A 12,926-nucleotide genomic window follows, 5' to 3' on the forward strand; every position below is an offset into this window, starting at 1 on the left:
GCAGTCGACATGGCCGCGGCTGCCATCATGGTCGGGCTGACCTTTTCCTGGGGCCTGAACTACGTCGCCGCCAAGATCTCCTATGCAGGTTACGACCCTGTCTTCGTCTCGATCGCGCGTTCGCTCATCGGGGGAGCCTGTGTGCTTGGCTGGTGCCGGCTGCGCGGCATCAAGCTGTTCGAAAGGGACGAGACGCTGGTTGCCGGCATCGTCGTCGGCGCGCTCTTCGGTGTTGAGTTCCTGTGCCTTTATATCGGGCTCGAGCACACGACCGTTGCCCGCAACACGCTGTTGGTCAACACCATGCCGTTCTGGGTGCTGATCGGCGGCCATTTCCTGCTTGGTGAGCGCATCAACGCGCGCAAGCTCGGAGGGCTTGTTCTCGCTTTCTGCGGCCTGGCGGCGGTTTTCTCCGACGGTATCGGAGCCGGCCGCGACGCGACGCTGACGGGTGATCTGCCCAGTCTCGGCTCGGGCATTCTCTGGGCGGCGACCAGTATCTCCATAAAGCGGTCGAAACTGGTGGAAACCAACGCCGAAAAGCTTCTGCTCTATCAGCTTGCGGGTGCAACTGTCGTCGGCCTGCTGGTGATGCCCTTCGCCGGCCCGCCGATCCGCGCGGTTGCCGCCTTACCGACGCTGGCGCTGCTGTTCCAGTCTTTTTATATCGTCGCCTTCACCTATGTGTTGTGGTTCTGGCTGCTCACGCGCTATCCGGCCGCCGGTCTGTCGAGCTTCGCCTTCCTGTCGCCGGTGTTCGGCGTCCTGTGCGGCGCGGTGTTGTTGGGCGAGCCGCCGACGGTCAGGATAATCCTGGCGCTCGGCCTGATCGCCGCGGGATTGATCATCGTCAACCGCCCGGCGCGCAGGCAGCCCGCACCGTAGACAGCCCGCCGGACGGCTAGCTGTCTATCTCTTTGCTTTGACGCAATTCCGGATGGAAAACCGCTCACACTTTTCCTGGAATTGTTTTAAGGAGTTCGGCATGCGCGACATCCTCGAAGACCTCGAAGCCGGAAAGCTGCTGTCCGATCCCGATCCGGTGCGCCGCGCCCAGATCCAGATGAAGACGCCATTGCCGAAGCGTTTCTACAAGGCCGTTTCGGTGGCTCCCGCCGAGAATGGTTTTGCCGTTCATCTGGACGGCCGGTCGGTGCGCACGCCTGGCAAAGCCGTGATGGTGCTCCCGACCGAAAAGGCAGCCGCGCTCGTGGCCGATGAATTCAGCGCGCAGACCGAGGTCATCGATCCCGTGACGATGCCTGTCATGCGGCTCGTCAACACGGCCATCGACGGCGTCGCCTCCGATCCGCAGGCAGTGCTGGAGGATGTGCTGCGCTTCGCCTCGTCCGATCTTTTGTGCTACCGGGCGGACGGTCCACCAGGGCTGGTCGATCGCCAGAACAAGCTCTGGGACCCGGTGCTCGACTGGGCGCGGGGCAGCCTTGGCGCACGCTTCAACCTTGCCGAAGGCGTCATCCATGTCGAACAGCCGCGCGAGGCGATTGCCATCCTCGGCGCGCATCTTGGCCAGCGTGCCGAGCCGATGCGGCTGGCTGCCATCCACGTCATGACGTCCCTGACCGGTTCGGCGCTGCTGGCGCTGGCCGTCGATTTCGGCGAGCTCGACGGCGAGGAAGCTTGGCTTGCTGCCCATGTCGACGAGGACTGGCAGATCGAGCATTGGGGCCAGGATGCGGAGGCCCTGGCGCGCCGCTCGGCCCGCAAGCGCGACATGATGGCGGCGGTCAGCCTGCTCGAGGCGCTGCAAGGCTAGAGCAATGCCAGGAAAAGTGCGCAGCGGTTGGGCCCGGCGCCTTCGTGGCCTTCCGTCCGGAATTGCGTAAAACAAAAACCTGGAGTGGATCGGCGCTCCCCACAGCCGAGACACTCCACGCGCGGCATCGCTTTCGCAGCGCACCTAATACCAAAGTCATAATCCCATTGTCGCGGTGCCTTTGGCCCGCCCTTTCTGTCATTTTTTGCTTCGTTGGCTGCGTTTTGAGTCCGCGTTCGGAGGACGGTGGCGCGCAGCCACCGAGGACAGACGGGATCTCACGGGAGGATTTATCAATGGCAATGGCATCGACCGCCGGCAGAACCAGCCGCGGCATGACGCGGGAGGAGAAGAAGGTCATCTTCGCTTCCTCGCTCGGCACCGTTTTCGAGTGGTATGATTTCTATCTTTACGGCTCGCTCGCCGCCTTCATCGGCTCGACCTTCTTCAGTCCGGCGATCCCGGAAGCGACGCGCAACATCTTCGCGCTGCTGGCTTTTGCCGCAGGCTTCCTCGTGCGTCCGTTCGGCGCGCTGGTGTTCGGCCGCATCGGCGATCTCGTCGGCCGCAAATACACCTTCCTCGTCACCATGACGATCATGGGCCTGTCGACCTTCCTGGTCGGCCTGCTGCCCGGCTACGCCAGTTGGGGCATTGCGGCACCGGTGATCCTGATCGGGCTGCGCATGCTGCAGGGCCTGGCGCTCGGCGGCGAATATGGCGGCGCCGCGACCTATGTCGCCGAACATGCGCCGGACGACCGCCGCGGCTACTACACGTCCTGGATCCAGACCACGGCGACGCTCGGCCTGTTCCTGTCGCTGATCATCATCCTGATCGTACAGGGCTCGCTCAGCAAGGAAACTTATGCCGCCTGGGGCTGGCGCATTCCCTTCATCGTTTCTTTCGCGCTGCTCGCCGTCTCGATCTGGATCCGGCTGTCGCTCTCGGAGTCGCCGACCTTCCAGCGCATGAAGGATGAGGGAAAGGGATCCAAGGCGCCGCTGTCGGAAGCCTTCGGCCAGTGGAAGAACGCCAAGATCGCGCTGCTGGCGCTGCTTGGCCTCACCGCCGGCCAGGCCGTGATCTGGTACAATGGTCAGTTCTATGCGCTTTTCTTCCTCACCAACGTGCTGAAGGTCGAAGCGCAGTCGGTCAACATCATGATCGCGATTGCGCTGGCGATCGGTTCTATCTTCTTCGTCGTGTTCGGCTGGCTGTCCGACAAGATCGGCCGCAAGCCGATCATCATGGCCGGCCTTGCTTTGGGCATCGTGTGCACCTTCCCGCTGTTCAAGGCGCTGACCTGGGCTGCCAACCCGGCTCTGGCCACCGCGCAGCAGAACACCCGCGCGACGGTGACGGCTGCGCCCGGCGACTGCAAGTTCCAGTTCAACCCGGTCGGCACGGCGAAGTTCACGACATCCTGCGATATCGCGACTTCGTTCCTGACCAAGAACTCGGTGCCGTATGACGTGGTGACCACGGCAGCACCTGGCACGGCTGCCACGGTCAAGATCGGCAACGAGACGGTCGACTCCTACGACGCCGTCGCCGCCGGCGATCAGGCCAAGGCCAAGGAGGCGGCCTTCCAGAAGGCGGTGAACATGTCGCTGCGGGACGGCGGCTATCCGCTGAAGCGCGCCGCGGCCAAGGTGCCGGACCAGAAGCTCGACGCCTTTATCGCGGCCAATCCCGAACTGAAGCTCGACGCCGCGGCCATCCGTGGCGGCGAGAAGACCACGGTTCCGGTCGACAAGGCGATCGCCGACAAGCTCTTGACCAAGGACGAGGTAGCCGGCGCGCCGGAAGTCACCGTCTACAACATCCCGGCCGGCGGCGCCTTCGCCATGACCGCCGATCCGGCTGCCATCAACTGGCCGGTGACGATCGGCATCCTGTTCATCCTGGTGCTGTTCGTCACCATGGTCTACGGGCCGATCGCCGCGATCCTGGTCGAGATGTTCCCGACCCGCATCCGCTACACCGGCATGTCGCTGCCTTACCATATCGGCAACGGCTGGTTCGGCGGTCTGCTGCCGGCGACGGTGTTCGCACTGAGCGCCTATAAGGGTGATATCTATTACGGTCTCTGGTACCCGGTGATCATCGCGGCGATGTCGCTCATCATCGGCTTGATCTTCGTCAGGGATACGCTCGGCACCGACCTGAACGCCAAGGACTGATATCAGTCAATCCGCTCAAACAGAAAGCCCGGCGCGAGCGATCGCGCCGGGCTTTTCCGTTCATGGAACTCAAAGAGGCGGATCAACTCTTGCGCTGATTTTCTTCCTCGACGGCCGCTTCGTGGTACCAGCCGTCGAAATCGGCATGCTCGCCGCGAAGCGTTGCAAGCTCTGCCGCGAATTTGGCCTTGGCGCCTAAATTTGAGGCAGACTTCCGCCCTGCCAGCGGGAACATCAGGATTTTTGCTGACGGGCGCGATTGCATGACTTGCATTGGCGACCTCCTTGCTTGTCCAGGGACTTGCCGATTCAACTTACCAGGCAAGATAGGTCATGCGATTCATTTAGGCAATATGACTACAAAAAGATCATTATTTGCCAAATATTTGTGCAGAAATATCGATTGAGCGATCCGGGCGCAGTGTTGAGACGGCTGAGCAAAATCAACGCCTTGCAATGACCATTTTGCCGCACCCGCCGAAGGCGGAATGGCATACGAATTGCTTTTTAACCATCGGCAGGCCGGCAAGCCCGGCCATGCGTTGACGCCGCCCACTTGCGGCGCCCAAGCAACGAGAGGCACTGGAATGACCAAATACAAGCTCGAGTATATCTGGCTCGACGGATACGTCCCGACCCCCAGCCTGCGCGGCAAGACCCAGATCAAGGAGTTCGCCGAGTTCCCGACGCTGGAGCAGCTGCCGCTGTGGGGCTTCGATGGCTCGTCCACCAACCAGGCCGAGGGCCACAGCTCCGACTGCGTGCTGAAGCCTGTCGCGGTCTACCCGGATCCGGCCCGCACCAATGGCGTGCTGGTCATGTGCGAAGTCATGATGCCCGATGGCGTGACGCCGCATGTCTCCAACAAGCGCGCCACCATCCTCGACGACGAGGGCGCCTGGTTCGGCTTCGAGCAGGAGTATTTCTTCTACAAGGACGGCCGTCCGCTCGGCTTCCCTGAGAGCGGCTACCCGGCGCCGCAGGGCCCGTATTACACCGGCGTCGGCTACAAGAATGTCGGCGATGTCGCTCGCAAGATCGTCGAGGAGCATCTCGACCTCTGCCTCGCCGCCGGCATCAATCATGAAGGCATCAACGCCGAAGTGGCGAAGGGCCAGTGGGAATTCCAGATCTTCGGCAAGGGCTCCAAGAAGGCCGCCGACCAGATGTGGATGGCCCGCTACCTGCTGCTGCGCCTGACCGAGCAATACGGCATCGACATCGAGTTCCACTGCAAGCCGCTCGGCGACACGGACTGGAACGGTTCGGGCATGCACTGCAACTTCTCCACCACCTACATGCGCGAAGTCGGCGGCAAGGCCTATTTCGAGGCGCTGATGGCGCAGTTCGACAAGAACCTGATGGATCACATCGCCGTCTACGGCCCGGACAACGACAAGCGTCTGACCGGCAAGCACGAGACCGCGCCGTGGAACAAGTTCAGCTACGGCGTCGCCGACCGCGGCGCTTCGATCCGCGTGCCGCACTCCTTCGTCAAGAACGACTACAAGGGCTATCTGGAAGACCGTCGCCCGAACTCGCAGGGCGACCCCTACCAGATCGCCTCGCAGGTCCTGAAGACGATCTCCGAGGTTTCGACCGCAGCCGTTTCGGCTGCCGCCTGATTTCTCGTTGCGCGGGCCTCGTCTGCGCCAGATGGGATTCAATAGTGAAAGGCCCCCGGCGTTCTCCGCCGAGGGCCTTTTGCATGGTAATTGCCGGCGAGAGAGCTCCGCCCGCTGCCGTCAGCCGGCAATCACACCACGCGATTTGAGCGCCGCCACCACCTTGGCATGCGGCAGGGCAGGCGTGCGGTTGCCGTCGCGGCCGACCATATCGGAGTTGGCGACCAGCGCGTTGAGCACCGCCTCCTCTGTCGCCTGCACCACGGCCGTGTAGAAATCGTCCATGCGGCCCCAGGGGATGAAATCCATGTGACTGTAGCTCTCCTCGCCTGGAGCGCCCTTGGGAAAGCGGCCGTTGAGCGCATCCGGGTTCGCGGTCGACAAAGCGAGGAAGATGTCGCCGGAAAAATGCGAGCCGGCAGTGCCGGTGCGCGCCAGCCCGAGCGGTACCCGCCGCGCCAGCGCCTTGCACTGCCCAGGCAGCAGCGGCGCGTCGGTGGCGACGATGCCGATGCAGGAGCCGGCGCCCGTCGGTCTGCCGCTGAAATAGGCTTCCATCGGATTGTCGGCGGCAAGCTCGTGCCCAAGCGGAACGCCGGCGATGCTGATCTCCTGGCGCGAGCCGAAATTGGCCTGCAGGAAGACGCCGACCGTGTAGGCGCGGTGGCCATAATCGACGATCCGCGAAGCGCTGCCGGAGCCGCCCTTGAACGCGTAGCAGTTCATGCCAGTGCCGCCGCCGACCGATCCTTCCTCGATGGCGCCTGCGGCCGCGTTCTCGATCGCCTCGATCGCGTGGTCGACGGTGACATGCGAGCCGTTGATGTCGCTGAGATAGCCGTCCCAGGTTTCGGCCACCACCGGCAGCAGCCATTGGTTGGCCACCTCGGGCTTGTTGCGTGCCACCCAGTCGATGACGCCGCGATGGCAGGGGCCGACCGCATGCGTGTTGGTGATCAGGATCGGCATGGAGAGGCTGCCGGCCTCTTCCAGCCATGAAGCGCCGGTCATCTCGCCATTGCCGTTGAACGAATGATAGCCGGCAGCCAGAGCCGCACCGATGCCATCGCGGCCGAGCGGCAGGATAGCGGTGACACCGGTGCGGACCGGCCCATGCCCGAGGCTGAGCTTGCCTTCACCTTTGATCAGCGTCGAATAGCCTACGAGCACGCCATCGACATCGGTGATGGCATTGGCAGGTCCCGGCGTGCCCGACAGCGGAATCCCGAGGCCGCGGGCGCGCGTCTTGCCGGCCGGCGTGGTGGTCGGTTCCATTCGTTGATCCATGGCTGAGAAATGCTCCGTTGATGAAAGCCGGCTCAGCGAAGGCTGCAGCCGGTCGCGAGTTCGGCGTAACCGGTGAGGATCGCCATCGCCGAGGCGTGGTCGACAGCCGGCACGACATTGACGAGGTGGAGGCCGAGCCCGTCCTCCAGGACGACGAGACCGCGGGCGATGACTTCGCTCGCCGCTTTCAGCTTGAAGACGCCGGTGGCAGCACCCGCCTCGAGGATGCCGACATAGATCGCCACCTGGCGCTCGAACAGCGTGATATGTCGGGCGGCGTAGCTGGCGTCCGAGCGCGAATAGGCGCCGAGCTCCAGCAGAAGCCGGCAAAGCTGGTCGTCCGGATCGGTCGGCAGGCCGCTGTCGAGCATCGTTTTCAGGCGCAGCCGGGGATCGACGATTGCCGCGACCGCTGCGGCGCGCTGCGTGCAGAAGCGCTCGACCGCCTTCGTCTGCACGTCGTCCAGAAGCTCCTTGAGGCCGGGATAGTAATAGAGCAGGGCGCTCGAGCTCATGCCGGCCTCGTTGGCGACGTCGCGCAAGGTGACGCCGGCGAGGCCGCGTTTGGCTATCATCGATTCTGCTGCCGCGACCAGCGTCAGGCGGCGATCGGTCTGTGTCTTGGGTCTGCCCATTTCATTTCCCTGAATATGATTCAATAAAAACTGGCCTGTTGATTTTTGCAAGCCGGCATATCGCATATTTGTTGACGCTATGTGTGGACACAGATAGCTTCCGCTACGGATAGTAATTTTTATCCAATTAAAAAAAGGGGAGGACGATGTCCACAAACGAAGCCACTACCGCGGCCGCCGACAAGGCCGCGCCTGGCGCCAAGGGTCTCGACCGGGCGCTGAACGCACTGGGCACGCTGATGATCGTGCTATCGGCGGTGACGCCGGCATCATCCGTCTTCATCATCGTGCCGGGCGTCATCGCGCTGGCCGGCACCGGCTCGTTCCTGAGTTTCGTGATCGCGGCGGTCATCGGCCTGTTCATGGCCTTCGTCTATGCCGAGCTTTCCTCGGCCTACCCGATGGCCGGCGGCGAATACACCATGATCGGCCGCACGCTCGGGCGCTTCTGGGGCTTCGTCACGCTGGTGCTGGTCTTCGTGTCGATCGTGCTCATCGTCGCCGTCATCGCGCTCGGCGTCGGCACCTATCTCGGCGTCCTCATTCCCAATCTCAGCCCGCAATGGGTGGGCGTGGTCACGATCATCCTGGCCGGCGCGGTCGCCGCCATGCGCATCAAGCTCAACGCCTTCGTCACCGGCATCTTCCTCGGCATCGAGATGCTGGCGCTGCTGATCCTGACCGGCCTTGGTTTCACCCATGTCGAGAGACCGCTTTCCAGCCTGTTCAGCGCGCCGCAATTGCTCGACGCAACGACCAACACGCTGGTTCCGGCCTCAGCCGCCATCATCATGGCGTCCACCGCTGTCTCGCTGTTCGCCTATAATGGCTATGGCGCTGCCGCCTATTTCGGCGAGGAGACCCACGACGCCAAGCGCAACATCGGCAAGGTGGTGCTCTGGGCGCTGGTGATCACGGTCGCCGCCGAGCTCATCCCTCTGACCGCGGTGCTGCTCGGCGCGCCGGATCTCGTCGGCCTGCTCTCGGCACCCCAGAAGATCGAATATTTCCTCGAGGCGCGCGGCGGCCATTGGCTGACGGTGGCGATCAGCCTGGCGATTGCGGTGGCCATCTTCAACGCCGTCATCGCCATCATCCTGCAGGCGGCGCGGCTTTTGTTCAGCTCCGGCCGCGACAAGACATGGTTCGGGCCCATCAACAGCGCGGTCGCGTCCGTCCACGGCACTTACGCCTCGCCATGGATTGCCACCATCGTGGTGGTGGTGCTGGCCGCACTCGCCTGCTTCATCGATCTCAACCTGCTGCTCGTGGTCAGCGGCACGTCGCTGGTTGTGATCTACGCGCTGCTGTGCGTCGCCGTCTTCGCCGGCCGTCGCAGCGGCACCACCTCGGGCGGCCACTATCGCATGCCGTTCTTCCCGGTGCCGGCGATCCTCGCCTTCGTGGCGCTGGTCTACGTTGCCTATCAGAACTGGCTCGACGCCGCCTTCGGGCGCCCGAGCCTGATCGCGACGCTGGCGATCATGGCCGCCGCCGCGATCTATTTCCTGCTGTTCCTGGCGCGCCGCGCCGACTGGACGCTGCACGGACCCGACGAGCTTGCGGGATAGGCGTCAGCCCTCCGACACCTATCCATGCGAGAACCCCGGCGAATGCCGGGGTTCTTTTTTGCCCTGAGGCGCCTGAGCCTATTTCCAAAATGAAAAGTCCCTGGAGGCGGTTACCTCCAGGGACTTGATTTCAGCGTCCGATCAGAAACTTAGACCGAATAGTACATGTCGTACTCGACCGGATGCGGGGTCATTTCGAAGCGCATGACCTCGGCCATCTTGAGCTCGATATAGGAGTCGATCTGATCGTCGTCGAAGACGCCGCCGGCCTTCAGGAAGCCGCGGTCCTTGTCGAGGCTCTGCAGCGCTTCGCGCAGCGAGCCGCAGACGGTCGGGATCTTCTTCAGCTCCTTCGGCGGCAGATCATAGAGATCCTTGTCCATCGGCTGTCCCGGGTGGATCTTGTTCTTGATGCCGTCGAGGCCGGCCATCAGCATGGCGGCGAAGCCGAGATAGGGGTTCGCGCCCGGATCGGGGAAGCGGACCTCGACGCGCTTCGACTTCGGCGAGTTGCCGAACGGAATGCGGCAGGAAGCCGAACGGTTGCGCGCCGAATAGGCGAGCAGCACCGGCGCCTCATAGCCCGGCACCAGACGCTTGTAGGAATTGGTGAGCGGGTTGGTGAAGGCGTTGATCGCCTTGGCGTGCTTGATGATGCCGCCGATATAATAGAGGCAGCTCTCCGACAGGCCGGCGTATTCGTTGCCGGCGAAGGTCGGCTTGCCGCCCTTCCAGATCGACTGGTGGACATGCATGCCCGAGCCGTTGTCGCCGAACACCGGCTTCGGCATGAAGGTGGCCGTCTTGCCGTAGGCGTTGGCGACCTGGTGAACGACATACTTGTAGATCAGCATCTTGTCGGCGTTGCGCACCAGCGTGTCGAACTTGATGCCGAGCTCGTGCTGGGCGGCGGCGACCTCATGGTGATGCTTTTCGACCCGCACGCCCATTTCGGCGAGCACAGTCAGCATTTCCGAACGCATGTCCTGGCAGGAATCGATCGGCGGCACCGGGAAATAGCCGCCCTTGATGCGCGGACGGTGGCCAAGATTGCCGGTCTCGTAGTCGGTGTCGTCGTTGGAGGGCAGTTCGGTCGAGTCGAGGCGGAAACCGGTATTGTACGGGTCGGCCTTATACTTGACGTCGTCGAACACGAAGAACTCGGCTTCCGGGCCGACATAGATGGTGTCGCCAATGCCCTCCGACTTCATATAGGCCTCGGCCTTCTTGGCGGTGCCGCGCGGATCGCGGTTGTAGGCCTCGCCCGAGACCGGATCGAGGATGTCGCACAGGATGACCATGGTCGACTGGGCGAAGAACGGATCCATGTGGACGGTATCCGTGTCCGGCATCAGCACCATGTCGGACTCGTTGATCGCCTTCCAGCCGGCGATCGAGGAGCCGTCGAACATGACGCCGTCGGCGAACATGTCTTCCTCGACCTCGACGACATCCATCGTCACATGCTGCAGCTTGCCCCGCGGATCGGTGAAGCGCAGGTCGACGAATTTCACGTCGTTGTCCTTGATCTGCTTCATGATGTCTTTGGCTGTCGTCATGTCATTTCTTCCCTGTGTGATGACGTCTGGAATGGTTGAAGGTCAGATGGCGTCGATGCCGGTCTCGCCGGTACGGATGCGCACGACTTCCTCTATGTTGGAGACGAAGATTTTTCCATCGCCGATGCGGCCGGTCTGCGCCGCCTTGCGGATGGCCTCGATGGCGCCTTCCACGGCCTCGTCGCCGAGCACCACTTCGATCTTTACCTTGGGCAGGAAGTCGACGACATATTCGGCGCCGCGATAAAGCTCGGTATGCCCCTTCTGGCGGCCGAAACCCTTGGCTTCGGTGACGGTGATGCCTTGCAGTCCGGCCTCCTGAAGCGCTTCCTTCACTTCGTCCAGCTTGAATGGCTTGATGATCGCTTCGATCTTTTTCATGTAAAAAGTGGCCTCCACTGCCAAGAAGACGGGTTGTGTGCCCCGCTTGCGCCTCCATCAAGCACGAACCGTGCCAATCCTGAGGAGCGCAGGCGGCGAGGGGCGTTTTCGAGCCCATGCCGCATCCGGATGCAAAATAGCGTCATCCGCTGCATCGGATGCGTCATGGACGCCCAAACCCTATACATCGCTCCTCCTCACGTCTGCGCAAAAAATGGGCAGACAGCGCAATTTGCAGGCAGAAACCCCTCCCGGATGCGACCGCATGTGCAAGATAGTGCCGCGGTCGCGATAGTTTGCTTCGAACCGAAAACTGGACAATGCTTGATCGCATGAAGATCGGCAATCCCATGCGCAATGAACTTCTATCGCCGGCCGAAATGGCCGAGGCAGACCGGCTGGCAATCGCGGCCGGACCGCTCGACGGCTATGGATTGATGCAACGTGCCGGCGAGGCGGTCGCGGCGATCGTGCTGGCGCGCTATCCCGGCGCGATGAGGGTCCACGTGCTATGCGGCCCCGGCAACAATGGCGGCGACGGTTATGTCGTGGCGCGCTTGCTGGCCGAGGCAGGCGTCGACGTGGCGCTGTGGGCATCGGGCGAACCGCGGACAGGCAGCGACGCCGCGCTTGCGGCGGCCGACTGCACACTGGAGCGGCATCCGCTTTCGGCTTTCACCGCGGAAGCTGGCTCGCTGGTTGTCGACGCGATCTATGGCGCAGGTCTGTCGAAGCCGCTCTCCGGCGACGCCAAGGGTGCGGTCGACATCGTGACGGGGATGAACCTGCCGGTTGTCGCGATCGACCTGCCTTCGGGCGTTTCCGACGACAGCGGCGAAGTCCTCGGCTCGGCTTTTCGCGCGGTCGTCACGGTGACCTTCGCGCGAAAGAAGCCTGGGCATCTGCTTCTGCCTGGCCGCGAGCGATGCGGCGAGATCGTGTTGGCCGACATCGGCATTCGCGAAGAGATCATCGACCAGGTTGCGCCGCGGACCTTCGAGAACCGGCCTGGGCTTTGGATCGCAACCTTTCCCGCGCCGGCCGTCGACGCGCACAAATACAAGCGCGGCCACACGAGCGTCTTTTCGGGCGGACCATCCGCGACGGGCGCGGCGCGCCTTTCGGCGCTTGCGGCAGCTAGAAGCGGGGCAGGGGCCGTCACCGTGCTCTCGCCGGCGAACGCCATGCACGTCAACGCGGCGCATCTGACCTCGATCATGCTGCGCAAGGTCGACGCGGTCGAAGACGTGCACGACCTTATCGGCGATCGCCGGCCGTCGAGCTTCGTCCTCGGTCCCGGCTTCGGCATAGGTGACAAGGCACGCGATTTCACGCTCGCCATGCTCGCCAAAAACCGCCAGGACGGCGCTGTTGAGGGACTTGTGCTCGACGCCGACGGCATCACGTCTTTCCGCAACGCGACCGCGACACTGTTCGAGGCAGCCGGCAGGCCGGACGCGCCGGCGCTGATCATGACGCCGCATGAGGGCGAGTTCGGCAGGCTGTTTGCCGACATTGCCGCCGACACGGCGCTGTCGAAGCTGGCGAAGGCGCGCGAAGCCGCGCGGCGCGCCAGCGCCGTGATCGTCTATAAGGGCGCCGACAGCGTGATCGCTTCGCCGGACGGCCGCGCCGCGATCAACGGAAATGGCGCGCCATGGCTCGCCACCGCCGGCTCGGGCGACGTGTTGGCGGGCATCATTGCCGGGCTTCTCGCGCAAGGCATGCCGGCCTTCGAAGCGGCATGCGCCGGGGTCTGGATCCATGCCGAGGCCGGCAGCCGTTTTGGACCGGGTTTGATTGCAGAAGACTTGCCTCTGGCGATTGTACCGGTTCTTCGCGAGCTGACCGGGAGCGCTGCCCGATGAAACGGCTGGCCATGTCCCGGCGGTTTGGCCGAGAAAG

12 protein-coding genes are annotated in these 12,926 nt (G+C 63.3%); 6 read left to right on the forward strand and 6 right to left on the reverse strand.

Translation table 11 applies throughout. From position 1 onward, the window contains the following. Window positions 1-9 precede the first annotated feature (9 nt). From RFM52_RS24325 to RFM52_RS24335, 3 genes are all read left to right on the forward strand, one after another. On the forward strand, window positions 10-885 hold the full coding sequence (locus RFM52_RS24325; RefSeq protein ID WP_320298079.1) for a DMT family transporter: 876 nt from the start codon (window positions 10-12) through the stop codon (window positions 883-885). A 100-nt stretch (window positions 886-985) separates the two neighbouring features. Further along, window positions 986-1,777 carry an ATP12 family chaperone protein gene (locus RFM52_RS24330; RefSeq protein ID WP_320297962.1) on the forward strand — a complete coding sequence of 264 codons (792 nt, stop codon included), beginning with the start codon at window positions 986-988 and terminating at the stop codon, window positions 1,775-1,777. Between the two features lie 296 nt (window positions 1,778-2,073). Next, window positions 2,074-3,963, forward strand: a complete 1,890-nt coding sequence (locus RFM52_RS24335) for an MFS transporter (RefSeq protein ID WP_320297961.1) — start codon at window positions 2,074-2,076, stop codon at window positions 3,961-3,963. A gap of 82 nt (window positions 3,964-4,045) precedes the next feature. On the opposite strand, the gene RFM52_RS24340 is transcribed toward RFM52_RS24335, so the two are convergent. Together RFM52_RS24340 and RFM52_RS24345 are read right to left on the reverse strand one after the other, a co-directional pair. Beyond that, the gene (locus tag RFM52_RS24340; protein ID WP_292223387.1) at window positions 4,046-4,237 is read right to left on the reverse strand and encodes a DUF2735 domain-containing protein; all 192 of its coding nucleotides are present in this window, start codon (window positions 4,235-4,237) and stop codon (window positions 4,046-4,048) included. A 66-nt stretch (window positions 4,238-4,303) separates the two neighbouring features. After that, complete coding sequence (locus RFM52_RS24345) at window positions 4,304-4,519, reverse strand: hypothetical protein (protein ID WP_320297960.1); 216 nt, start codon at window positions 4,517-4,519, stop codon at window positions 4,304-4,306. 31 nt (window positions 4,520-4,550) lie between these two features. On the opposite strand from RFM52_RS24345, the gene RFM52_RS24350 reads away from it, so the two are divergent. Beyond that, window positions 4,551-5,588 (forward strand): glutamine synthetase beta-grasp domain-containing protein, encoded by a 1,038-nt coding sequence (locus RFM52_RS24350; RefSeq protein WP_320297959.1) that lies wholly within the window; start codon window positions 4,551-4,553, stop codon window positions 5,586-5,588. 120 nt (window positions 5,589-5,708) lie between these two features. On the opposite strand, the gene RFM52_RS24355 is transcribed toward RFM52_RS24350, so the two are convergent. After that, a complete protein-coding gene (locus tag RFM52_RS24355; RefSeq protein ID WP_320297958.1) occupies window positions 5,709-6,863 on the reverse strand; it encodes a DmpA family aminopeptidase in 1,155 nt (384 codons plus the stop codon). A 44-nt stretch (window positions 6,864-6,907) separates the two neighbouring features. Beyond that, window positions 6,908-7,510 carry a TetR/AcrR family transcriptional regulator gene (locus RFM52_RS24360; protein WP_320297957.1) on the reverse strand — a complete coding sequence of 201 codons (603 nt, stop codon included), beginning with the start codon at window positions 7,508-7,510 and terminating at the stop codon, window positions 6,908-6,910. 146 nt (window positions 7,511-7,656) lie between these two features. On the opposite strand from RFM52_RS24360, the gene RFM52_RS24365 reads away from it, so the two are divergent. Beyond that, on the forward strand, window positions 7,657-9,081 hold the full coding sequence (locus RFM52_RS24365; RefSeq protein ID WP_320297956.1) for an APC family permease: 1,425 nt from the start codon (window positions 7,657-7,659) through the stop codon (window positions 9,079-9,081). Between the two features lie 149 nt (window positions 9,082-9,230). Here RFM52_RS24365 and glnA read toward each other — a convergent pair whose 3' ends face one another. Beyond that, window positions 9,231-10,640 (reverse strand): type I glutamate--ammonia ligase, encoded by a 1,410-nt coding sequence (glnA, locus tag RFM52_RS24370; protein ID WP_320297955.1) that lies wholly within the window; start codon window positions 10,638-10,640, stop codon window positions 9,231-9,233. 42 nt (window positions 10,641-10,682) lie between these two features. Beyond that, window positions 10,683-11,021: a P-II family nitrogen regulator gene (locus tag RFM52_RS24375; RefSeq protein ID WP_018428041.1), complete on the reverse strand. Its 339-nt coding sequence runs from the start codon at window positions 11,019-11,021 to the stop codon at window positions 10,683-10,685. A 350-nt stretch (window positions 11,022-11,371) separates the two neighbouring features. Between RFM52_RS24375 and RFM52_RS24380 the strand changes: the two genes are divergently transcribed. Then, window positions 11,372-12,889 (forward strand): NAD(P)H-hydrate dehydratase, encoded by a 1,518-nt coding sequence (locus RFM52_RS24380; RefSeq protein WP_320298078.1) that lies wholly within the window; start codon window positions 11,372-11,374, stop codon window positions 12,887-12,889. Window positions 12,890-12,926 lie beyond the last annotated feature (37 nt).

The organism is Mesorhizobium humile (assembly GCF_033977215.1).
Taxonomy (GTDB): domain Bacteria; phylum Pseudomonadota; class Alphaproteobacteria; order Rhizobiales; family Rhizobiaceae; genus Mesorhizobium; species Mesorhizobium humile.

Coding starts and splice junctions, on each gene's coding strand:
- RFM52_RS24375 (WP_018428041.1), bottom strand. CDS start 11,021: ATGAAAAAGATCGAAGCGATCATCAAGCCATTCAAGCTGGACGAAGTG.
- RFM52_RS24365 (WP_320297956.1), top strand. CDS start 7,657: ATGTCCACAAACGAAGCCACTACCGCGGCCGCCGACAAGGCCGCGCCT.
- RFM52_RS24325 (WP_320298079.1), top strand. CDS start 10: ATGGCCGCGGCTGCCATCATGGTCGGGCTGACCTTTTCCTGGGGCCTG.
- RFM52_RS24360 (WP_320297957.1), bottom strand. CDS start 7,510: ATGGGCAGACCCAAGACACAGACCGATCGCCGCCTGACGCTGGTCGCG.
- RFM52_RS24330 (WP_320297962.1), top strand. CDS start 986: ATGCGCGACATCCTCGAAGACCTCGAAGCCGGAAAGCTGCTGTCCGAT.
- RFM52_RS24350 (WP_320297959.1), top strand. CDS start 4,551: ATGACCAAATACAAGCTCGAGTATATCTGGCTCGACGGATACGTCCCG.
- glnA (WP_320297955.1), bottom strand. CDS start 10,640: ATGACGACAGCCAAAGACATCATGAAGCAGATCAAGGACAACGACGTG.
- RFM52_RS24335 (WP_320297961.1), top strand. CDS start 2,074: ATGGCAATGGCATCGACCGCCGGCAGAACCAGCCGCGGCATGACGCGG.
- RFM52_RS24355 (WP_320297958.1), bottom strand. CDS start 6,863: ATGGAACCGACCACCACGCCGGCCGGCAAGACGCGCGCCCGCGGCCTC.
- RFM52_RS24380 (WP_320298078.1), top strand. CDS start 11,372: ATGCGCAATGAACTTCTATCGCCGGCCGAAATGGCCGAGGCAGACCGG.
- RFM52_RS24340 (WP_292223387.1), bottom strand. CDS start 4,237: ATGCAAGTCATGCAATCGCGCCCGTCAGCAAAAATCCTGATGTTCCCG.